Here is a 20,518-nt window from a genome sequence, read left to right on the forward strand (position 1 = left end):
AAAACGCGCCATGATCGACAAGGGCCCCGTTCTGCTCGACATCACCGAGGGCATCGCGCATCTGCGTCTCAACCGGCCCGATGCCGCGAACGGGATGAGCGTCGAGCTTCTCGGCGCGCTCTGCGATGCCATCATGGCGTGTCACGGCCACCCCGATCTGCGCGTGGTGCTGCTGAGCGGCGAGGGCGCGAACTTCTGCGCCGGTGGCGACGTGCGTGCCTTTGCATCCAAGGGCGAGAAATTGCCGGACTATATCCGCCAGGCGACGGCCTATCTGCAGAATGCGGTCACCGGTTTGCTGCGGCTCGAAGCACCCGTCATCGCCTCGGTGCACGGCTTTGCGGCGGGCGGCGGCGGCTTCGGCCTCGTCTGCGCCTCCGACATCGTCATCGCGGCCGAGTCGGCCAGGTTCCTTGCGGGGGCGACGCGGGTGGCGATGGCGCCGGATGCGGGCGTATCCGTCACGCTGTCCCGCCTGGTGGGCCTGCGGCGCGCGATGTCGATCCTCCTCACCAATCCCGTGATCCCGGCGGCGGAAGCGTTGCACATGGGAATCGTCACCAAGGTCGTTCCTGACGACGAACTCACTGAGGCCTCGCTGGCGCTGGCGCGCGAGCTCGCCGCCGGCGCGCCGAAGGCGCTTGCCGCGACCAAGCGCCTGGTCTGGGCCGGCACCGGGACGAGTATCGAGCAATGCCTGTCCGAAGAGGCGCGCACGGTCTCGGAGCTGTCGGGCATGGCCGACGCGCGCGAGGGCCTTGCCGCCGTCATCGAGCGGCGCAAGCCCGTCTTCGCGGGACGCTGAGGTGGCGAGCTTGCCATTCGGACGTCTCGATGGCCGCCGCGCCTTCGTCTCCGGCGGCGCGCGGGGCATCGGTGCTGCGATCGCCCGCAGCTTTGCCGGCGCGGGCGCGAGGGTCGTGATCGCCGATCTCAATGTCGCCGCGGCCTCGGAGCTGGCGCGCGAAACCGGCGCCGGCGTTGCAGGATTGGACGTCAGCGATGCTACAGCAGTGCAGGCCGTGATGGCGCAGCACGGGCCGTTCGACATCCTGGTCAACAATGCCGGGATCGACCAGCACGCCTTTTTCACGGAAACAACGCCGCAGGACTGGGCGAAGCTGATCGCGGTCAATCTCACGTCCGTTCTGGCCTGCACCCACGCCGTCCTGCCGGCGATGCAGGCTGCAAGGTACGGCCGCATCATCAACATCACTTCCGAAGCCGCCCGGCTCGGCTCAAAAGGGGGTGCGGTCTACTCCGCGGCCAAGGGCGGCGTGATCTCGTTCACCCGGAGCATCGCGCGGGAGAATGCACGCTATGGCATCACCGCGAACGCGATCGCGCCGGGACCGATCCGCACGCCGATGCTGGAGAAGGCGGTGGCAAAGGGCGGCGACAGGATCCTGCAGGCAATGACCGGTGCAACGCTGCTCGGCCGCCTCGGCGAGCCCGAAGAGGTTGCGGCTGCCGCGCTGTTCCTGGCTTCCGACCAGGCCGCCTATATCACCGGAGAGACGCTCGGCGTTTCCGGCGGCATGGGCATCGGCGGCTGAAATGGACAGCGCGGACGATATCGCAATCACGCCTGTCGATCGCGCGATCGAGCGCTTGCGCACGATCTATCGCGGCTGGACCCGCGAGACGTCAGTGGCGCAGATGCGCGACGACTGGGACGCCGCCTTTGCCGGCTGCTCGGTGCCGGTGACGTGCCAGCCGGTCTCTGCCGGCGAGGTCGACGGCGAATGGCTCGTGCCGACAGATGCGCCACACGACAAGGTGATCCTCTATTTTCACGGCGGTGGTTTCCGCATCGGCTCGGTCGCGTCGCATCGCGACCTGGCCGCACGTATTGCCGATGCATCCGGCTGCCGCGTGCTCTCGATCAATTACCGGCTCGCCCCTGAGCATCGGTTTCCGGCTGCGCTGGATGATGCGCTGATTGCCTATCGATATCTGCGCGAGCAGGGGCTGCATCCGGCGGATATCGCCTTCGCCGGGGATTCGGCCGGCGGCAATCTCGTGCTGTGCACAATGCTGGCGGCGCGCGACCGTGGTTTGCCGCTGCCCGCCGCCGGCGCGCTGATGTCGCCCTGGACCGATCTTACCGCGAGCGGCGCCAGCTATCAGAGCAGGGCCGAGGCCGATCCGATCCACCAGCGTGCTATGATCCTGGCGCTCGCCAGGAATTATCTCGGCAAGGACGGCGATGTCAGCAATCCGCTCGCCTCGCCGCTTTATGCCGATCTCAGCCGTCTGCCGCCGCTTCTGATCCAGGTCGGCGACCGCGAGACGGTGCGCGACGATTCGACCGAGCTCGCCGCCAGAGCCAGGGCTGCCGCCGTCAACGTCGAGCTGCAGGTCTTCGATGGCATGATCCACGTGTTCCAGATGTTCCCGGAAATCCCGCAGGCGCGCGAGGCGATCGCATCGCTGGCAGCTTTTTTGCGCAACCATCTTCACATCGGCCATCAGAGGGCGCCACAATGAACGTCATGACGTCGGATCCGCGCCAGCTCACTGAGACCGAATTCCAATTCTCGGAGCAGCCCAATCTGCCCGAGGAGCTTCGCATGCTGCGCGAGCAGGTACGCCGCTTTGTCGAGAGGGAGGTGGTGCCGCATGGCGACGGCTGGGAGCGCGACGGCAAGATCCCGCGCGAGATCTTTCGCCGCATGGGCGCGCTCGGATTCCTCGGCATGCGCCATGCGCCGGAGTATGGCGGCGCCGACATGGGACCGCTGGCCTCGATGGTGTTCGCCGAGGAGCTGGGACGCTCGAGTTTCGGCGGGTTTACGTCGTCGACCCTGGTGCACACCGACATGTCGGCGGTGCACATCTCGCTGCGCGGCACGCCGGAGCAGAAGCAGAAATATTTGCCGGCGATCATCCGCGGCGAGACCATCTGCTCGATCGCAGTGACCGAGCCAGACGCCGGCTCCGACGTTGCGGGCCTGAAGACCCGGGCAACCCGCGATGGCGACGGCTGGGTGATCAACGGCTCCAAGATGTTCATCACCAACGCGGTCTACGGCGATATCCTGATCGTCGCGGCCCGTACCGATCCGCATGCCAAGGGCAGCCGCGGTCTTTCGCTGTTCGTCGTCGAGCGCAATCTGCCCGGCATCGCCGTGACCAAGCTCGACAAGCATGGCTGGCTCTGCTCGGACACCGCCGAAATCGCCTTCCAGGACGTCCGTGTACCGGCCAGTGCTCTGCTTGGAGAGGAGAACAAGGGCTTCTACGGCATCATGGAGACGTTCCAGAACGAGCGCATCTGCATCGGCGGCATCTGCGCCGGGGAATCCGCCAAGGCGATCGAGCTGACGGCAAACTACGTGAAGACACGGCAGGTGTTCGGCGGACCGCTCTGGAACCAGCAGGCCGTGCGGCTGAAGCTCGCCCAGCTCGCGGCCAAGGCGGCGGCGGCGCGGGCGCTGGCCTATCAGGCCGCCGAGCTCGCGGCGGCCGGGCAGGATTGCCTGCGCGAAGTGTCGATGGTCAAGGCGCTGTCGCCCGAGGTGCTGCACGAAGTCGTGCACGGCTGTCTGCAGTTGCACGGCGGCAGCGGCTTCATGCGCGGCACGCCGATCGAGCGCATGGTTCGGGATGCGCGGGTCCTGACCATCGGCGGCGGCGCCACCGAAGTCATGCTGGAAGAAGTCGCGAAGCGGATGTGAGGGGCTCAGCCCCTACGGGCCGCCGGCTTGCCCTGGCCGACCGTCCGCGCCGCAATGCCCGGCTTCAGCCGCCAGTCCTCGCCGAAATCCGCGAGCGGATGGAAGAACAGCGGCTCGGTGGTCTCGAGCTGCCGCAGCCGTTCGGCATAGTCGTCGAGATAGCGGTGCCGCGTGGCCTCGTCGACGAAGTTCACTGAATACGACACAAACGGCGGCAGCACCTTGCAGCCGGCATAGGCCAGCATGCCGTTCTGGATCGGCCACAGCACCACATCGAGCGCACCGACCAGCCCGTCGGACGCGCACATGCCGGGATAGGCGGCGGTCGAGGTCACGACCATGGCGCGGCGGCCGTTGAGGCCGCCGGTGTCGTAGCGGCGGCCGCTGCCGTAAATTGCGCCATTGACGAACACGCGGTCGATCCAGCCTTTCATGATGGCGGGGACGGAGAACCACCACAGCGGAAACTGCAGGATCAAGAGGTCGCACCACAGCAGCTTCTCGATCTCGGCGGCGATATCGCCGCTGAGTGCCCCGTGCTGCAGGTTGTATTTCTGCTCGCGGTCATATTGCAGCCGGTCGGGAAACCGCCGCGCGCCAAAATCTTCGGCGGTCGCCACCGGGTTGAACCGCATGGCGTAGAGATCGGAGATCCTGACCGTGTGCCCGAGCGCGGTCAGTTCCGCCACCGACCGCGCCAGCAGTGCAGCGTTGAACGACTGCGCCTCCTGATGGGCAAAGACGATCAGGACCTTCATCTCTCTAGTTTACCGGCTTGAAGCTGACCGTCGCCGTATCGGCCTGCATGATCTGCAGCTTCTGGTTCGAGAAGCGGATGCCGGGTCCGAAGCTGATCGGAGCCATCACGCCGGTCTCGACATTCTTGGTCTTCTCCAGCTCGCTGATCGTACAGGCCCAGGTCGGCTGCTTGCCGCAACGCTCGATCGCCGCGATCAGGACCTTGGCCGCGGCATAGCCGCTCATCGTGTAGCGATTGATCCCCTTGAACTCGGCTTCCGACACGAGCGGCTTTGCCTTATCGAGGAACGCCTTGCCGGCTTCGCCGGCAAAAGGCTCGACATAGTCCACCGCGAAGATGCCATCGCCGGCCGGTCCCATCAGCTTGAGCACCGGCTCGACGCGGCCGGGCCAGAAGATGCCGGTCACCGGCTTGACGTTGAGCTTCTCGAGCTCCTTCATCATCGCGATATTCTCCGCGATGATACCGCCGGCCAGAAAGACTTCGGCGCCGGAATCCTTCAGTTGGAGCATGTCGGACGAGAAATCCTGCTGGCCCTTCTTGTAATTGCCGCTGTAGACGACGTTCAGATTCTTCGACTTGACCACGGAATCGAAGCCATCGCGCACCGTGATGCCGTAGTCGTCGTCCTGTGTGATGAGACCCCATTTCTTGCCGGGGTTCTTTTCCGCGAGGTAGTTGACGAGATGAATGATTCCTTCCTCGTAGGATTGACCGACCACGAACACGTTCTTGCGCGGCGGCTCCCACAGCAGCTTGACCGGCGCGACGTCAATCACCGTCGGGATGCCTGCCTTCTCCAGCACGGGCATCACGGCGATCGACTGGCCGGAGCCGGACATGCCGAGCATGGCAAAGACCTTGTCGACCTCGATCAGCTTCTTGGCGCCTTGGATGGTGCGTGCGGTGACGTAGCCGTCATCCTCCAGCACGTACTTGATCTTGCGGCCGTTGATGCCGCCGGCGGCGTTGGCTTCCGTGATCGCGATCTTGTGGCCGATCGAAGCGGCGACGCCAAGTAGCGCCGGTGGACCGGTGAGCGGTTCGACGTCGCCGATCAGGATCTCCGTGTCGGTGATACCAGGGTCGGCGGCAGTAGCCGGGCCGGTCGCGAGACAGGCCGTGGTGAGCAGCAGCGAGGCCGCCGCCAGGTGTTTGATCATCGTCTCCTCCTCATGGTGTTGCGTCTTTTTTGATTAGTATCGCAGCGGCCAGTTCACCCAGGCGCGGCGGATGTCGTGCCAGGCACCGACCAGGCCGCGCGGCTGAAACCGAAGGAACAGGATGATGACGAGGCCGTAGAGCATGCTCTTCAGCTCCTGCGCCCCGGTCGTGAACACCGCGTCGAGCTGCGCGCTGAAGAGGCTGAAGACGAGGCGCGTCGCCTCGGGAAGCAGTACGATCAGAACGGTCCCGAGCACGGCGCCGAGCGCCGAGCCGAGGCCGCCGACGATCAGGATCGCGAGCGCCTCGATCGATAGCAGGAACGGAAAGCCTTCGACGCTGACGAAGGAGAGGTAGATGCCGTAAAGGGCGCCGGCGAGGCCGGTAATGAAGGCCGACGTGACGAAGGCGAGCAGCTTGTAGGCATGCAGGTTGATGCCCATGACGCGGGCCGCAGTGTCGTTGTCGCGGATCGCGACAAAAGCCCGACCGACCCGGCTGCGGCGAATGTTGAGCGTGGCGAACAGGGTCAGCGTGGCAACGCCGAGGCAAAGGTAGGTGAAGGCCGCGTCGCCGTCGAAGCTGATGCCGAGAATCTCCGGCCGCTGCACGGAGATGCCGCGGGCGCCGTTGGTGAGCCAGCGCATCTCCAGGATCACCGTGTTGATGATGAACGAGAACGCAAGCGTCGTGATCGCGAGGTAGAGGCCCTTCAGGCGCAGCGACGGCGCACCGACGATCAGGCTGGCCAGCGCCGGGACGAGGCCCGCGCCGAGGAAGCCGACCAGCGGCGGCATGTGGTACTTTGTGATCAGCACCGCATAAGCATAGGCGCCGGCGACGAGGAAGCCGACGTGGCCAAGCGAGATCAATCCGGTGTAGCCGGTCAGGATGTTGAGGCCGAGCGCGCCGATTACTGTGATCAGGATGATCATCAGGAACGACAGCGCGTAGGCGTTCAGCACGTAGGGAGCGGCAATCAGCGCCAGCATCAGCACCGCCGACCACAGCCAGACCGGGGGTGAATCGATCAGGGCGACGAGTTCGCCATAGGTCTGCTTGTAGTCGCCGGTGCGCATCGTCCTAGACCCTCTCGATGTCGCGTTCGCCGAACATTCCGAACGGGCGGATCATCAGCACGACGATGATCATCGCGAAGCCCGCGATCTCCTTCATGCCGGAGCCAAGATAGCCGCCGGCGAGATTTTCGGTGATGCCGATCAAAAGGCCGCCGAGGCCGGAGCCGAGCACGGCATCGAGCCCGCCCAGGATGGTGGCCGGAAACGCCTTCAGCCCGAGCTGGAACATGGCCGGTGACAGATCGTAGGAAAGCGCGAAGAACACTCCGCCGATCCCAGCGATGACCGAAGAGGCCGCCCAGGCCAGCGCATGGACGCGGGTGGCGCTGATGCCCATCAGCAACGCGGTCCGGTCGTCGGCCGCAACCGCGCGCATCGCGACCCCCATCTTGCTGTAGCGGAAGAACGCCCAGATCGCCGCGAGCAGCGACAGCAGCGTCGCGATGACGGCGATCTGTCCGGTGCGGACGCCAATTCCACCCAGGCGGACGATGTCGCGACCCATGCCGACGTCGAGGCCATGTGGATAGGCGTCCCAGACGAAGTTGATCGCCGAGCGCAGGATCACCGCGAGCCCAATGGTCACCATCACGGTCGCGAACACCGGCTCGCCCAGCATCGGCCGCATCACGACGCGCTCGATGATCAGGCCGAGCAGGACCGCGGCGAGGATGGCGCCGAACGCGACCACGACGACGTTTCCGCTGACGGTGGTCGAGATGGTCCAGGCGATATAGGCCGTGATCATAGTCATCTCGCCCTGCGCGAAATTGACCAGCCCGGTCGATTTGTAGATGACCGCAAAGCCCATCGCGATCAGGCCGTATATCGCGCCGATCGCAAGGCCCGAGATCAGGAGCTGCAGGAGATACTGCATTCAGTCCTCCGCGGGATAGATGATGGCGAGCTCGCGCGCGAACTTCTTCTCGATCATGGCGCGGCGTACCTTCTGCGTGGCGGTCAGCTCGCCGTCATCGTGGTCGAGCTCCTTCTCCAGGATCGCGAACCGTCTGACGTTCTCGACCCGGGCAAAGCGTTTGTTGGTCTCGCCAACGATGCGCTCGACCAGCTCGTGAACCTCGGGAAGCTGCGACAGCGACTTGTAGTTGGTATAGGCCAGCGCCCGGTCGCGCGCCCAGCGGCCGACATTGTCGTAGTCGACCTGGATGATGGCGCCGAGATACTTCTTGGCCTCGCCGACCACGATCGCTTCCTTGACGAATTCGGAATCCTTCAGCGCGTTCTCGATCTCGGAGGGCGCGATGTTCTTGCCGCCGGCGGTGATGATGATGGCCTTCTTGCGGTCGACCACGGCGATCTCGCCATCGTCGAGCACCTCGACGATGTCGCCGGTGCGCAGCCAGCCGCCGGCCTCGAGGGAGGCCGTCGAGGCCTTTTCGTCGAGGAAGTAGCCCTTGAAGACACCGGGACTGCGCAGCAGGATCTCGCCGTCGTCGTCGAGCTTCCATTCCGTCCCGGGAAGGGGCAGGCCGCAGCCGCCGATCCGGTGGTGGCTTGCCGACTGGACGAAGGCGACGCCGCCGCTTTCGGTGAGCCCGTAGCCCTGCGAGACTGGGCGGCCGATGATGTCGAAGAAGCGCAGGGTCTCGGGTGAGATCGACGCGCCTGCGCAGAGCCGATGGCGGCTATAGGCGAAGCCGAGGTGACGCTGCAGATTCCGGAACATCAGGAGATAGAGGAGCCCATGGGCGGCGCGGTCGAGCACATTGGCCTTGCCCGCCTGCCGGCGGTCGGAAAGTGTGCGGCCCCAGGCGAGGCAGGCCCTGGTCAGGCCTTGCCGCAGCCTGCCGCTTTCGCCGAGTCGGAACAGAAAGCCCTGCTGCAGCTTCTCGTAGATGCGTGGCACGCCGACGAAGAAGGTCGGCGCGATCTCGCGGATATTGGTGGCGACGGTGTCGATCGATTCGGCAAAGCTCACCGTGCCCCCGAGCACCAGATGCGTCACCATACCGTAGCAACGCTCGGCGACGTGGCACAGCGGCAGGTAGCTGACGGCCTCGAACGGCTTGTCCGCGATGCCGACGGCTTCCGCGTAGGTGAAGGCGGCGTAGACGAGATTGCGATGCGTCAGCATCGCGCCCTTGGGCGGGCCCGTCGTGCCGGAGGTGTAGACCAGGATGCAGACGTCGTCGGGCGCGCCTTGCGAGATTAGGCGGTCGAGCGTCGCGTTGGCCTCCGGATTCTGCTGGGCGTAGGTCTTGCCACGCTCGCACAGCGCGTCGAACGACATCAGCGCCGGCTGGCGGTAGTGGCGCAGGCCCTTCATGTCGATGCAGACGATGGCCTCGACACCGGGAAGCCCGCCATTGTTGGCCATTGCGTCCAGCACCTTGTCGGTCTGCTCCTGGTCGCCGGTGACGACGACACGCGCGCCGGAATGCTTGACGATGTATTGCAGCTCGACCCAGGGGTTGGTTGGATAGATGCCGACGGTCACGGCCCCGATCATCTGCGCGCCGAGATCGGCGTAAAACCATTCCGGCGTATTCTCGCCGGCGATGGCGACGCGGTCTCCCGCCTTGATGCCGAGCGACAGCAGGCCCAGCGCCACCGCACGCGCCGTCTCGTGATAGTGGCGCCAGGAGTGGGGATTCCAGATGCCGTAGTCCTTTTCGCGCAAGGCCCGCGCTTCGCCGTGCATGGCGGCGCGCTGCCGCAGCAATTGTGGGATGGTGATGGCGGCATCCGCAAGCGTAGCCTGCAACGCGTCGGCGCCGGTTGCCGGTGGGTTGCGCGGCGTGCTCGCTTGCAACGGCGGATGAGCGGTGCGCAGGCTGTCCAGCGTCGACATCACGCGCCCGCCTTTGCCATCGCCTCGGAGCGCTGGCCGCCGAGATAGGCCTCCGCGACTGCCGGATCGCGCCTGATCTCACCAGGTGTGCCTTCGGCAATCTTGCGGCCAAAATTGAGCACGTGGACGCGATCGGAGATGTCCATGACGATCCGCATCTCATGCTCGATCATCAATACGGTGATGCCGAGCTCGTCCCTGATGTCGAGGACGAAGCGGGCGATGTCCTCCGTCTCCTCCTGGTTCATGCCCGAGACCATCTCGTCGAGCAGCAGGATCTTGGGGTCCGAGGCGAGCGCGCGTGCAAGCTCGACGCGTTTCTGCTGGCCATAGGACAGCGTCCCGACGACCGCGTCCCTGACATGCTCGATCTCGAGGAATTCGATGATGTGTTCGACGCGCTGCCGTGCAGCGATTTCCTCCTTGCGGGTACGCCCGTAAAACCACACGGCATCGATCACGTTGGAGCGCAGGTGGGTGTGGCGGCCGGTCAGGATGTTCTCGACCACCGTGCCGTGTTTGAACAGAGCGAGGTTCTGGAAGGTGCGGCCGATCCCGGCCGCGGCAAACCTCCAGGGCGAGATGGTCGAAACATCGACGCCTTCGAATACGATGCGCCCGCCGCTCGGCCGCAGCACGCCGGAGATCATGTTGAACAGGGTGGTCTTGCCGGCGCCGTTCGGGCCGATCACGCTGCAGATCTCGCCGGGCGCGACCGTGAGGCTGACGTCGGCAATGGCCTGGAGGCCGCCGAAACGCTTGCTGAGGTTTTCGACGGTGAGGAGCGCGGTCACGATAGCCACCGCTTGCGCCGCTTGTAGTGCTTGACCTCGCGCAGGCTCTTGCGGCCGGCCGAGGAGACGCCGAGGTAGAATTCCTGGACATCCTCGTTGGCTGTGAGCTTGCTGGCAGTGCCGTCAAGCACGACGCGCCCCGTTTCGAGAATGTAGCCATAATCGGCGAGATCCAGCGCGCGCTGCGCGTTCTGCTCGACCAACAGCACCGTCATCTTCAGCTCGTCGCGCAGGCGGGCGATCACCTCATAGATGCGGTCGATAATCAGAGGCGCGAGCCCCAGCGAAGGCTCGTCGAGCGCGAGCAGAACCGGATCGGTCATGAGTGCGCGGCCGATCGCGAGCATCTGCTGCTCGCCGCCGGACATGTAGCCGGCGATCTGGTCGCGCCGTTCGTGGAGTCGCGGGAACAGCGAGAATACCTTGTCGCGACGCTCGCGCGCTTCCGCAGCGGTCCTCGTGTAGCCTCCCATCTGGAGATTTTCGTCGATGGTGAGTGCCGCGAACACGCGCCGGCCCTCCGGCACCTGCACGATGCCGCGGCGGACCAGTTCGTCCGGCGCAAGGCGATGCACTTCGTCATTGCGGAAGCGGATGCTGCCGTTCTCGATCACGCCTTCCTCGGTGTAGAGGATGCCGGACATCGCCTTCAGCAGCGTCGACTTGCCGGCGCCGTTGGAGCCGAGCAGGGCGACGATGCGACCCTCGGGCACCGCAATCGATACGTCGCGAATGGCCTCGATCGCGTTGTCATAGACGATGCGGATGTTGCGGAATTCGAGCAGGCCATCCTGCGCCGGCGCGGCCTGCGGCGCTGCTTGCGGCATCGGATGCGGGATGGTCGTCGGCATCGTGCTCAGACCCGGCCTGCCGTTAAGCGCGGCCGCGTGGCGAGGATGGCGTCGGTGACGATCTTCGCCGTCTCGGCGCAGGCCTGCGTGCCGCCATTGCCGTATTGCTTGACCGCATCGCCGACGCACCACAGGCCCTCGATGCCGGTCTCGCGCGGCAGGTCGTAGCCGGCGCAGCTCCGTTGCGCCGGCCAGTCGCCGCGCATCACGCGGATGGAGAGGATCTTGGCCTGATCGAAATTGCTGAACTGCTCGCGCAGATCCTCGAGCGCGAGCGCGACCTCCGCATCCGCATCGAAATCGGCGAGTGCGGGAACCGGCACGGCATAGGCAACATAGAGATGCCAGCCGGGCGGCGCGAGCTCGGGGCAGGTGGCGGAGAGGTTCGCCATGTTGCACAGCCGGCGCGTCTTGCCGAACGTCACGATACCGGGATGGTTCAGCAGCGGCTCGCGGCTCGCGACATTGATGACGATGTTGGCGGCCGGACGAAGATCGTTCCTGACTCTCGTGACATAATCAGCGGGGAAAGCGGTTTCGCCGGCAAGCGCGACGGTTGTCTTAGGGCCGGCATTGCTGATGACGAGATCGGTGTCGATCCGCACCCGTTCACCATTGCGCAGAACGGTGACGCCTTCGACGCGGCCATCTGATGTGTGGATCGTGGTCGCCGGCGTTCCAAGCCAGATGTCGCCATTGCGCCTGACGGCATTGCCCAGGCTGTTCCAGACGCCGACTGTCCCTTCCGGGCAGAAGCCGAACTTCTTGAAGGCGCCCTTGCTGGTGAAATAGGTGAGGAAGGCGCGAGCCGGCAGCTCGGCCGCATTGCAGGCGAAGATCGCCGCACAGAGATTGCGGAAGAGCGCATGTACGGTGGCGTTGCTGGTGTAGCCCTTCAGCCAGTCTTCGGTCGATTGCCGGCCGTCGGGCAGATTGCCGGAGCGGGCGTCGGCGAATTTCTCGAGGATGCGGGAGGCCTGCTTGGTCAGTTGCCCGAGCAAGAGCGACCAGCCGCCGCGGCCGACGTCGATCAGCTTGCCGTCGATGAAGAAGGAGCTTGCCGGCTCCGGCGCGCGAATGTCGAGCGGGACGCCGACGGTGCGAAACGTCTCCTCGAACACGCCGCCGAACTCGATCGCGATCGCGCCGATATTGACCTTGAAGCCGTCGATTTCCTCGGTGGAGGCGCGGCCGCCCAGCCGGTCCTTGTCGTCGACGACGAGCGTATGCAGCCCGCCATGGGCGAGGCGCGCCGCGGCACACAGCCCGCCGGCACCGGCTCCGATCACGACAGCATCGATCCTCTGAGAATCCACGCGCAACCTCCCGCGATGCCGCCGGGTTGCTCCCGGCATGCGCAATCCGCTTGCTTGATGGAAGGCAGTCTAATATAATCCGACCGGTCGTTCAAATTATTTTTTGACGCAGGTCGCTCATCGCACGGACGATGGAAGAGTTCTGGTGGATGGTGCCCGCAAAAGGGAGGAGAGCGTGGGGTGGCGGTAGTATAGAGAGAGGCAGTCGCCCGATTCCGGCGGCGCCGATGGTGCACGAGAGAGACGGCAATGGCGCGGACGCGCTCAGAGAATTACGACGAGATTCAGCGGAACATTCTCACCACCGCCTGCGGCCTGTTCGCACGGCAGGGCTATATGCGTGCCTCGATCGCCGACCTCGCGGATGCCTGCAAGCTGTCGCGCGGCGCGTTGTACCATTATTTCGATTCCAAGGAAGCGATCCTGTTCGCGATCCTCGACGCCCATATCCGCGAGATGATCGTGGACGTCGAAGCCGCGATGGCCGAAAAGGCGACGACGCTGGAGCAGTTCCGCGCCGCGATCCAGGCCATCGTCGCGCTGAATGCGCGTTCGAGCGACGAGCAGCGCGTGATCCTCAACGACCTCTCGTTCCTCGGAGAGACCGAGCAGGATGCGATCAAGGCGCTGGAGCGCCAGCTGGTCGACACGGTCTCGGATCTCCTGGTCAAGCTCGACAAGGAGGGCAAGATCGTCAAGCGGACGCGGAAGGTCTACGCCATGATGCTCTTTGGCACACTGAACTTCAGCCACACTTGGTACGATCCCAAGGGAGGGATCGATCCAAGGGAGTTCGCCGACATGGTGGTGGATCTGTTCCTGTACGGTTTCACCATGCCGGTGCCGGCAAAGGATGCCGCGCGGCCGCTGCGCCAGCGCGCGTGAGGCCGTCGCGGCCCGCACGGCGGCTTCGCGCCGATGATATCTCTCGCGGCGATTATTCCTCATCTCAGCTGCACATCATCGTGAAGGCCGAGACGTTGTCCCGCGCGTAACGCGCGCGCGGCGCGCTGCGTAGTCCTGACACGAGCGCCGCAACGGCGGCCGATGGTGACATCGCAGCGAGGGAAGCAACATCCGCATGAATTTGTCGTTCAACATCGCCGAACGGGGCGAGGGGTCCTATCGTTCGCTCGCGATCCTGCGCTGGGTCATGGTCGTGATCTTCGTGTCGTTCGGCATGCAGAAGTTCACACTGCAATCGGCGCAAGGCATCGCGCAGTTCATCAGCAACAGCCCGTTCATTTCGTGGCTGTCGGTGTTCGGTCTCCGGGGTGAGGCCTATGTTCTCGGGGTGGCCGAGTTCGGCATTGCGGCGCTGCTCGCCGCCGGCGCGTTCAGCCCGCTTCTCTCGGCGATCGGCGCGCTGATGGGCGTCGTCACGTTTGCGGTGACGTGGTCGTTCTTTTTTACGACGCCCGGCGTGGTGAAATGGAGCCTGTCGGCCGATCCGATGGCCTGGAACCTGGCCGGCGAGTTCCTGTTCAAGGACATCGTGCTGCTGTGCGTCTGCCTCGTGCTGCTGTTGGCGTCGTTGCCGCGGTCGATCGTCCGCTCGCGCGCCCCATAGGTCTCGCGCCGCGCATCGATGGTTAACCGATGCTTAAACAGCCATCGCGAGTATCCGGCATCTGGAACAGGACAAAACGTCGCGGACGACCGTGTCTTGGAAATCGAATCCAACCGGCTTATGCAACCTTCGATTGACGAATTGTTGCTAGGAAGAAACGTCCCCGGTTGGGAGCGGAATGTGACGAAGTCAGAAATATCCTTGGCCCGATCGGCAAGCGCCGATCTTGCCTTTTCGTCCAAGCCCACTCCCGTCATTTTCAAACGTCCCGCATTTTTTGTTCGATTGCAGTTCCCGCACCGTGGCTGGAGTGGGAGGGCGGTCGCGATCGCGGCTTCCGGAAGTGACCACCGGAACAGCGATCGGGCCGCCCCGTTCCCAGCCGGACGGGGAACGGGCGCAAGACGCGCAATCGTGAATTCGGACGCATCGGTTCCACCGCTAGGATCGTGATGTTGCCATCTCTCGATGGTGAACAGACTCGCCCGCGGGTCACATCGCAACATCGTCCCGATTTCGTTCTTCATGAGACAATGGCTCACCGTCCGGATCGCAGCCGTCCTGCTCGTCGTCGCTGTTGGCGTGCTCGGGGTCGCGCGCGCCGATTCCGACATGGACGCGCAGATCAGGGACATCGTCACGACGGAACTCGCGCCGACCGCGACTGCGGCCGACCCGGGCGGCCTCGCCGTGGCCGTCTATGCCGGCGGCCGGGTCGCCTTCTTCAACTACGGTTTCGCTGATGCCGCAGCGAAGCGACCGGTCACCCCGGACACGCTGTTCAACCTCGCCTCGTTGCGCAAGCTGTTCGAGGCGACGCTGGTCGCGCTCGGCACCGAGCGCGGCGAATTACGGCTGGACGATCCGGTCGGCAAGTATCTGCCCGAGCTCAACGCCGACTACGTCAGCCGCGTCACCATCGGCGAACTCGTCAATCATACGTCGGGGCTGCTGCTGCCGACCGATCATCCGCCATGGCCGGACGGGACGTTCAGCCGTGATCAGTTCATCGCGATGCTCAATGCATGGACTCCACCGGCGGGAGAGCAGCCGGGCAAGCAGCGCGTCTACAGCCATGCCGGCTATGTCCTGCTGCAGCTCGTGCTGGAGCGGCGCTATGACATGCCGATCGCGACGTTGATCGGGAACCGTATCCTCAAGCCGCTCGGCATGACGTCGACCTTCGTTCCAGACCGTAGCGAGGACAATCGCTCGACGATGGCGCCCGAGATGATGCAGCGTGTGGTTCAGGGCTACTCCCACGACGGCACGGCGATCGGTCCGCCGGGCAATCAGCAGCGCTATTATGATTTTCCAGGCACCGGCCAGATGTTCTCAACGGCGCGCGATCTCGGCATATTGCTGGGCGCCTGCCTTGACGGCGCGGTGATCGATCCGGAATTGCGCGCGGCGTTGCAGATGACCGAGCGGGAGAGTTTTCGCGTCGACGAGAAGTTCGGCCAGGCGATGGCATGGGAGCATGTGCGGCTGGACGGCGTCACCGTGATCGACAAACCGGGCGGTCTCAATAACGCCTCAGCCTATGTCGGCCTGGTGCCGGCGCGCAGGCTCGGCATCGTGCTGCTCGCCAATCGCGGCGACTATCCGCACGAGATCGCGCGCTACAGGATCTTGCCGGCCCTCGCGCGACTGTAGTCGCAGCACGTGCCGGTCCAATGACACGGCCTGCGCAGCAGGGCAGGGGATGCATGCAAAAATCGCGATGGCGCGGAACCGTGATCGGCTGTATAAGGCGGTAGCTTCTTCTCCATTTTGAAGAGGCTGATATGACCGATCTGTATCCTGATTTGCACAATTGGCTTTCGCAACAGCCCCATGGGTTGCGAACCTTCAGGACCTTCCAGCAAAAACTCGAGATTCTGAGCAAGGACGACCCGGAGCAACGCGGCGTTTGCCGGCTGCTGAGCGGACTCGTCGGCAATTACGTCGAGACCTTCGACGAGGAGCCGCTGCCCGTCGCGGTCGCCGACCGCGCCTATGGCCGGCTGCTCGATCTCGTCGCAAGCCTTGATCTCAAGGGAAATCCCGACCGGCGCCTCGCCGACATCAACCGCGTCGCGTCCTGCGATCTGCTGAACTGATCGCGGCGCAAAACGCTTTGCGTTCTGTCGCGGGAAAACCGCTTCGCACTTCCCGGGATCATGCTTTAGCGCCGCGTCGTCGCGAGCTCGCGATAGAGCGCGGCGTAGCGGCCGGCGCGATTGTGCCAGGAGACATCGGTGGCCATGCCGGCCTGCTGCAGCCGGCGCCACGTCACCTTGTCGTTGAACAGCAGGTTTGCCTTGCGCAAGCCGTGGGCGAGCGCATCCGAAGTGACGGGTGCAAACTTGACGCCGGTCGGCGCATCGCCGGTGATCGCGACTTCGTCGAAGTCGAGCACGGTGTCGGCAAGGCCGCCGACGCGGGAGACGATCGGCACGGCGCCATAGCGCAGCGCGCAGAGCTGGGTCAGGCCGCACGGCTCGAACCGCGAAGGAACGACGAGGGCGTCCGAACCGGCCTGGATCAGATGCGCCAGCGCCTCGTCGTAACCGATCACGACCGCGATCCGTCCGGGATTGTCGCGCGCCAGCGCGGCGTAGCGATCCTGCAGATCGCGGTCGCCGCTACCGAGCAGTGCGAGCTGCATGCCTTCGCGCAAAATGGTCGGAATGACCTCGAGCAGGAGATCGAGCCCCTTCTGCCACGACAGCCGGCTGATGACGCCGAGCAGCATCGCATCCGGCGCGGGATCGAGCCCGAAGCGGCGCTGCAGCGCCGCCTTGTTCGCCGCGCGCTCCGCCGGCTGCTCGGCGCTGAAGCGCGCCGCGATGTCGGGATCGGTGGCCGGATTCCACACTGATATGTCGATGCCATTGAGAATGCCGCTCAGCACGCCGGATCGTTCACGAAGCAGACCGCCGAGCCCCATGCCGCCTTCGTCGCTCTGGATTTCCTTCGCGTAGGTCGGCGACACCGTGGTGATGCGATCGGCGAATCGCAGGCCGGCCTTCAAGAAGCTGATGCCGCCGAAATATTCGACGCCGTGGAGCGCGTAGGATTCGCCCGGCAGGCCGAACGCGGTCAGCATGTCCGGCGAGAACTGGCCCTGATAGGCGAGGTTGTGCACGGTCATCACCGTGCCGGGCCGCGGTTGCCCGGCATAATGCAGGAGGGCGGGTGCGAGGCCCGCCTGCCAGTCATGCGCATGCACAATGTCGGGGACGAAGGAGGTGATCGCGCCCTGGCCGATCTCCGCCGCCATCCGCGACAGCGCGGCAAAGCGGATGCCGTTGTCCGGCCAGTCGCGTCCGTCCGGGCCGACATAGGGATTGCCGGGCCGCGCATAGAGATGCGGCGCGTCGAGCGCGAACAGATCGAGGCCATCATGCGTGCCGCCCAGCACGCGGATCGGCCCGCCGTAGAATTCCGGCCAGTGCAGCAGCGTCTCCGCCGTGGCCAGCGCCTTGAGCACGTCGGGATAGCCGGGCACCAGCGTCCGCGTCGTGACGCCGTATTGCTTCAGCGCCGCCGGCAGCGCGCCGACCACGTCGGCGAGGCCGCCGGTCTTGACGAGAGGATAGACTTCAGAGGCGACCGCGAGGACGCGAACAGGCGTCATGTATTGAGCCTGTCGATCATCGGCTGGGTGATCAGCGAGATTCCCTGCTCGGTGGTGCGAAAGCGCCTTCCGTCGAACTCGGGATCCTCGCCGACGACGAGGCCTTCCGGAATCTCGACACCGCGATCGATGACGACGTTCCTGAGCCGCGCGCCGCGGCCGACATTCACGTAAGGCATGATCACCGCATTCTCGACATTCGCGTAGGAATTGACGTGGACACCGGTGAACAGCAGGGAGCGGCGCAGCGACGCGCCCGAGATGATGCAGGCGCCGGAAACAAGCGAGGTCACCGCCTGGCCGCGCCGTCCGTCCTCGTCATGCACGAACTTGGCGGGCGGGGTGATCTCGGCATAGGTCCAGATCGGCCATGATCGATCGTAGAGGTCGAGCTCGGGCACCACGTCGGTGAGATCGATATTGGCGCCCCAATAGGCATCGACGGTGCCGGCATCGCGCCAGTAGGAGCGGGGATCGTCGCCGGAGCGGACGCAGGAATCATTGAACTGATGCGCGATCGCCCGGCCATGCTTCACGATATAGGGGATGATGTCCTTGCCGAAATCGTGGGCCGAGTTCGGGTCGGCGGCATCGCGGCGCAACTCGTCGAACAGGAATTCCGAATTGAAGACATAGATGCCCATGCTGGCCAGCGACTTGTCGGGCTTGCCGGGCATCGGCGGCGGATCGGCCGGCTTCTCGAGGAAGGACTGGATCAGGCCGGTCTCGTCGATATGCATGATGCCGAAGGCAGAGGATTCCGCGCGCGGCATTTCAAGGCAGCCGACCGTGACGTCGGCGCCACTTTCGACATGCTGCTTCAGCATGATCTCATAATCCATCTTGTAGACGTGGTCGCCGGCGAGCACCAGGATGTACTTGGTGCCGTGCGATTCGATGATGTCGATGTTCTGGTACACCGCGTCCGCCGTGCCGACATACCACATGGTCTCGGAGACGCGCTGGCTGGCGGGAAGGATATCAAAACTCTCGTTGCGTTCGGGGCGGAAGAAGTTCCAGCCCATCTGGAGATGCCGGATCAGGCTGTGGGCCTTGTATTGGGTCGCGACCGCGATGCGGCGGATGCCCGAGTTCACGGCGTTCGACAGCGCGAAATCGATGATGCGGGACTTGCCGCCGAAATAAACCGCGGGCTTGGCACGCCGGTCGGTCAGCTCCAGGAGCCGGCTGCCGCGCCCGCCGGCCAGGACGAAGGCGAGGGCGTGACGCGACAAGGGTTCATTTCCGACTGATCTCATGGTCATCCTCCCAGAACTTCAGGCTGGCCCCGCTACCTTCTCTTGTCCGGAAGGCCTGATCGGGCGCCAACGGGGCCGATTGGGAACGTAGCAAGTGCATCCCGGTTGAGCAAAGCGGGATGGCGGGCTTTCGTTCCCCGGACCCCCGCTCGTGAAGATCGGGGTTGCGAGCCGGTTAAAGCTATTGACGAGGCGCGATTTCGGCCTAGAGCAAGCCTGCCGTTTTCTTCTGTCAGGCCAGCATCCCATGACACTTTCTTCCGTCACGCCACAGGACATCCGCGCAACGCTGCTGCTGCGCGAGGAGATCGCGCTGCTCGACCTCAGATACGAGGCCGAGTTCGCGACGGGACATCCGCTGTTCGCCGCCAACATGGCGTCCGGCCGGATCGCGCTCGAAGCCGAGCTGCGACTGCCGCGCAAGGACGTGCCGATCGTCCTTTATGACAATGGCGAGGGGCTGGTCGCTGCCGCCGCGGTGCAGTTGATGGCGCTGGGCTATAGCAATGTCGCTGCACTCGCCGGCGGCCTGGGGGGCTGGAAGGCGGCAGGTTACGAGGTGTTCGAGGACGTCAATTCGTACTCGAAGGCGTTCGGCGAACTGGTCGAGTCGCGACGCCATACGCCCTCGCTCAGCGCCGACGAGGTGGCCAAGCTCATCGCCGACAAGGCCAACATCGCCATCCTCGACGTTCGCCGTTTCGACGAATATGCGACCATGAACATTCCGGGCTCGGTCAGCGTGCCCGGCGCGGAGTTGGTGCTGCGGGCGGGGCAAGCCGCACCCGATCCCGAGACGACGATCATCGTCAACTGTGCCGGTCGCACCCGCTCGATCATCGGCACCCAGTCACTGATCAATGCCGGGGTGCCAAACAGGGTGCGCGCGCTGCGCAACGGCACCATCGGCTGGACGCTGGCGAAGCACGATCTCGAGCACGGCGCCGGCAAGCGCGGCGGCATCGCTCCGTTCGAGGGCGCAGGCGACAATGCGCGCGACGTCGCCTATCGCGCCGGCGTCCGTCACATCGGGATCGATGAACTCGCCGCGCTGGACGAGGACGCGCACCGTACGCTGTATCGCTTCGACGTGCGCGATGCCGAGGAATACACGGCCGGTCACCTTGCCGGCTTCCGCCACTATGCCGGCGGCCAGCTGGTGCAGGAAATCGACATGGCCGCTCCCGTGCGCGGCGCGCGCATCGTGCTGAGCGACGACAAGAGCATCCGCGCCGACATGACAGCGTCCTGGCTCGCGCAGATGGGCTGGGAGGTCTATGTGCTCGACGGCGGCTATGACGGCCGGCTCGAAGTCGGACCACCGCGCATGGTGCCGCGGCCCGATCCTGCGCACCGCTACCGGCGACCCTATGAAGGCACCGGCGTCGCGGAGCAGGCGATGCAGGCCTATCTCGACTGGGAATACGGCCTCGTCGAGCAGCTCCGCCGCGACGGCACGCATGGGTTCTACGTGATCTGGCGGATGGCGTGGTGACGGCGGTGCGACCGCATCGGTCGGTGCCGAGTCGCAGGGGCGCACTGCCAAAATATCGAAAACAACCCCATGCAAAGGAGCCGGTGGCTGCCGGCGGACACGGCAACTTGACTCGT

19 protein-coding genes are annotated in these 20,518 nt (G+C 65.0%); 9 read left to right on the forward strand and 10 right to left on the reverse strand.

Features of this window, described 5'->3' with window-relative positions:
• The first annotated feature begins 10 nt into the window (after positions 1-10).
• From RX327_RS11300 to RX327_RS11315, 4 genes are read left to right on the forward strand one after another with little or no spacing between them, the layout of a single operon-like run.
• Positions 11-805, forward strand: coding sequence for an enoyl-CoA hydratase/isomerase family protein (locus RX327_RS11300; protein ID WP_317250279.1), 795 nt, complete (start codon positions 11-13; stop codon positions 803-805).
• A 1-nt stretch (position 806) separates the two neighbouring features.
• Positions 807-1,556, forward strand: coding sequence for an SDR family NAD(P)-dependent oxidoreductase (locus RX327_RS11305; RefSeq protein WP_317250280.1), 750 nt, complete (start codon positions 807-809; stop codon positions 1,554-1,556).
• A complete protein-coding gene (locus RX327_RS11310) occupies positions 1,462-2,490 on the forward strand; it encodes an alpha/beta hydrolase (RefSeq protein WP_317250281.1) in 1,029 nt (342 codons plus the stop codon). Before RX327_RS11305 ends, RX327_RS11310 begins: the two co-directional genes overlap by 95 nt.
• On the forward strand, positions 2,487-3,680 hold the full coding sequence (locus RX327_RS11315) for an acyl-CoA dehydrogenase family protein (RefSeq protein WP_317250282.1): 1,194 nt from the start codon (positions 2,487-2,489) through the stop codon (positions 3,678-3,680). Before RX327_RS11310 ends, RX327_RS11315 begins: the two co-directional genes overlap by 4 nt.
• Before the next feature lie 5 nt (positions 3,681-3,685).
• On the opposite strand, the gene RX327_RS11320 is transcribed toward RX327_RS11315, so the two are convergent.
• From RX327_RS11320 to RX327_RS11355, 8 genes are read right to left on the reverse strand one after another with little or no spacing between them, the layout of a single operon-like run.
• Positions 3,686-4,438: an NAD(P)H-dependent oxidoreductase gene (locus RX327_RS11320; RefSeq protein ID WP_050387896.1), complete on the reverse strand. Its 753-nt coding sequence runs from the start codon at positions 4,436-4,438 to the stop codon at positions 3,686-3,688.
• Between the two features lie 4 nt (positions 4,439-4,442).
• A complete protein-coding gene (locus tag RX327_RS11325; RefSeq protein WP_317250283.1) occupies positions 4,443-5,603 on the reverse strand; it encodes an ABC transporter substrate-binding protein in 1,161 nt (386 codons plus the stop codon).
• Positions 5,604-5,636: 33 nt separating this feature from the next.
• Positions 5,637-6,683 (reverse strand): branched-chain amino acid ABC transporter permease, encoded by a 1,047-nt coding sequence (locus RX327_RS11330; protein ID WP_317250284.1) that lies wholly within the window; start codon positions 6,681-6,683, stop codon positions 5,637-5,639.
• Positions 6,684-6,687: 4 nt separating this feature from the next.
• Complete coding sequence (locus tag RX327_RS11335; protein ID WP_317250285.1) at positions 6,688-7,560, reverse strand: branched-chain amino acid ABC transporter permease; 873 nt, start codon at positions 7,558-7,560, stop codon at positions 6,688-6,690.
• Positions 7,561-9,495, reverse strand: a complete 1,935-nt coding sequence (locus RX327_RS11340; RefSeq protein WP_317250286.1) for an AMP-dependent synthetase/ligase — start codon at positions 9,493-9,495, stop codon at positions 7,561-7,563. It abuts the gene before it with no gap.
• Positions 9,495-10,289 (reverse strand): ABC transporter ATP-binding protein, encoded by a 795-nt coding sequence (locus RX327_RS11345; protein ID WP_317250287.1) that lies wholly within the window; start codon positions 10,287-10,289, stop codon positions 9,495-9,497. The genes RX327_RS11340 and RX327_RS11345 overlap by 1 nt, the downstream gene beginning before the upstream one ends.
• Entirely contained in the window at positions 10,286-11,140 is an 855-nt protein-coding gene (locus RX327_RS11350; protein WP_317250288.1) for an ABC transporter ATP-binding protein, read from the reverse strand. The genes RX327_RS11345 and RX327_RS11350 overlap by 4 nt, the downstream gene beginning before the upstream one ends.
• A 5-nt stretch (positions 11,141-11,145) precedes the next feature.
• Positions 11,146-12,456, reverse strand: a complete 1,311-nt coding sequence (locus tag RX327_RS11355) for a phytoene desaturase family protein (protein ID WP_317250289.1) — start codon at positions 12,454-12,456, stop codon at positions 11,146-11,148.
• Positions 12,457-12,705: 249 nt separating this feature from the next.
• Here RX327_RS11355 and RX327_RS11360 point away from each other — a divergent pair, with 249 nt between their 5' ends.
• The 4 genes from RX327_RS11360 (at position 12,706) to RX327_RS11375 (ending at position 16,128) form a co-directional block, all read left to right on the forward strand.
• Positions 12,706-13,341 (forward strand): TetR/AcrR family transcriptional regulator, encoded by a 636-nt coding sequence (locus tag RX327_RS11360; RefSeq protein ID WP_317250290.1) that lies wholly within the window; start codon positions 12,706-12,708, stop codon positions 13,339-13,341.
• 196 nt (positions 13,342-13,537) lie between these two features.
• Positions 13,538-14,026: a DUF417 family protein gene (locus RX327_RS11365; RefSeq protein WP_050387888.1), complete on the forward strand. Its 489-nt coding sequence runs from the start codon at positions 13,538-13,540 to the stop codon at positions 14,024-14,026.
• Between the two features lie 525 nt (positions 14,027-14,551).
• On the forward strand, positions 14,552-15,682 hold the full coding sequence (locus RX327_RS11370) for a serine hydrolase (RefSeq protein WP_082190842.1): 1,131 nt from the start codon (positions 14,552-14,554) through the stop codon (positions 15,680-15,682).
• Positions 15,683-15,813: 131 nt separating this feature from the next.
• Positions 15,814-16,128 carry a hypothetical protein gene (locus tag RX327_RS11375; protein ID WP_050387887.1) on the forward strand — a complete coding sequence of 105 codons (315 nt, stop codon included), beginning with the start codon at positions 15,814-15,816 and terminating at the stop codon, positions 16,126-16,128.
• Positions 16,129-16,193: 65 nt separating this feature from the next.
• Here RX327_RS11375 and glgA read toward each other — a convergent pair whose 3' ends face one another.
• Entirely contained in the window at positions 16,194-17,648 is a 1,455-nt protein-coding gene (gene glgA / locus RX327_RS11380; protein WP_317250291.1) for a glycogen synthase GlgA, read from the reverse strand.
• Positions 17,645-18,907, reverse strand: coding sequence for a glucose-1-phosphate adenylyltransferase (gene glgC / locus RX327_RS11385; RefSeq protein WP_317250292.1), 1,263 nt, complete (start codon positions 18,905-18,907; stop codon positions 17,645-17,647). Before glgC ends, glgA begins: the two co-directional genes overlap by 4 nt.
• 247 nt (positions 18,908-19,154) lie before the next feature.
• On the opposite strand from glgC, the gene RX327_RS11390 reads away from it, so the two are divergent.
• Positions 19,155-20,402 carry a rhodanese-like domain-containing protein gene (locus RX327_RS11390; protein WP_317250293.1) on the forward strand — a complete coding sequence of 416 codons (1,248 nt, stop codon included), beginning with the start codon at positions 19,155-19,157 and terminating at the stop codon, positions 20,400-20,402.
• Positions 20,403-20,518 lie beyond the last annotated feature (116 nt).

It is taken from the genome of Bradyrhizobium sp. BEA-2-5, assembly GCF_032918025.1.
GTDB lineage: Bacteria > Pseudomonadota > Alphaproteobacteria > Rhizobiales > Xanthobacteraceae > Bradyrhizobium > Bradyrhizobium pachyrhizi.

Bases quoted from the DNA above. Each gene is read 5' to 3' on its own strand.
- RX327_RS11300 (WP_317250279.1), top strand. From the start codon at position 11: ATGATCGACAAGGGCCCCGTTCTGCTCGACATCACCGAGGGCATCGCG.
- RX327_RS11315 (WP_317250282.1), top strand. From the start codon at position 2,487: ATGAACGTCATGACGTCGGATCCGCGCCAGCTCACTGAGACCGAATTC.
- RX327_RS11320 (WP_050387896.1), bottom strand. From the start codon at position 4,438: ATGAAGGTCCTGATCGTCTTTGCCCATCAGGAGGCGCAGTCGTTCAAC.
- RX327_RS11325 (WP_317250283.1), bottom strand. From the start codon at position 5,603: ATGATCAAACACCTGGCGGCGGCCTCGCTGCTGCTCACCACGGCCTGT.
- RX327_RS11330 (WP_317250284.1), bottom strand. From the start codon at position 6,683: ATGCGCACCGGCGACTACAAGCAGACCTATGGCGAACTCGTCGCCCTG.
- RX327_RS11335 (WP_317250285.1), bottom strand. From the start codon at position 7,560: ATGCAGTATCTCCTGCAGCTCCTGATCTCGGGCCTTGCGATCGGCGCG.
- RX327_RS11340 (WP_317250286.1), bottom strand. From the start codon at position 9,495: ATGTCGACGCTGGACAGCCTGCGCACCGCTCATCCGCCGTTGCAAGCG.
- RX327_RS11350 (WP_317250288.1), bottom strand. From the start codon at position 11,140: ATGCCGACGACCATCCCGCATCCGATGCCGCAAGCAGCGCCGCAGGCC.
- RX327_RS11360 (WP_317250290.1), top strand. From the start codon at position 12,706: ATGGCGCGGACGCGCTCAGAGAATTACGACGAGATTCAGCGGAACATT.
- RX327_RS11365 (WP_050387888.1), top strand. From the start codon at position 13,538: ATGAATTTGTCGTTCAACATCGCCGAACGGGGCGAGGGGTCCTATCGT.
- RX327_RS11370 (WP_082190842.1), top strand. From the start codon at position 14,552: ATGAGACAATGGCTCACCGTCCGGATCGCAGCCGTCCTGCTCGTCGTC.
- RX327_RS11375 (WP_050387887.1), top strand. From the start codon at position 15,814: ATGACCGATCTGTATCCTGATTTGCACAATTGGCTTTCGCAACAGCCC.
- glgA (WP_317250291.1), bottom strand. From the start codon at position 17,648: ATGACGCCTGTTCGCGTCCTCGCGGTCGCCTCTGAAGTCTATCCTCTC.
- glgC (WP_317250292.1), bottom strand. From the start codon at position 18,907: ATGAGATCAGTCGGAAATGAACCCTTGTCGCGTCACGCCCTCGCCTTC.
- RX327_RS11390 (WP_317250293.1), top strand. From the start codon at position 19,155: ATGACACTTTCTTCCGTCACGCCACAGGACATCCGCGCAACGCTGCTG.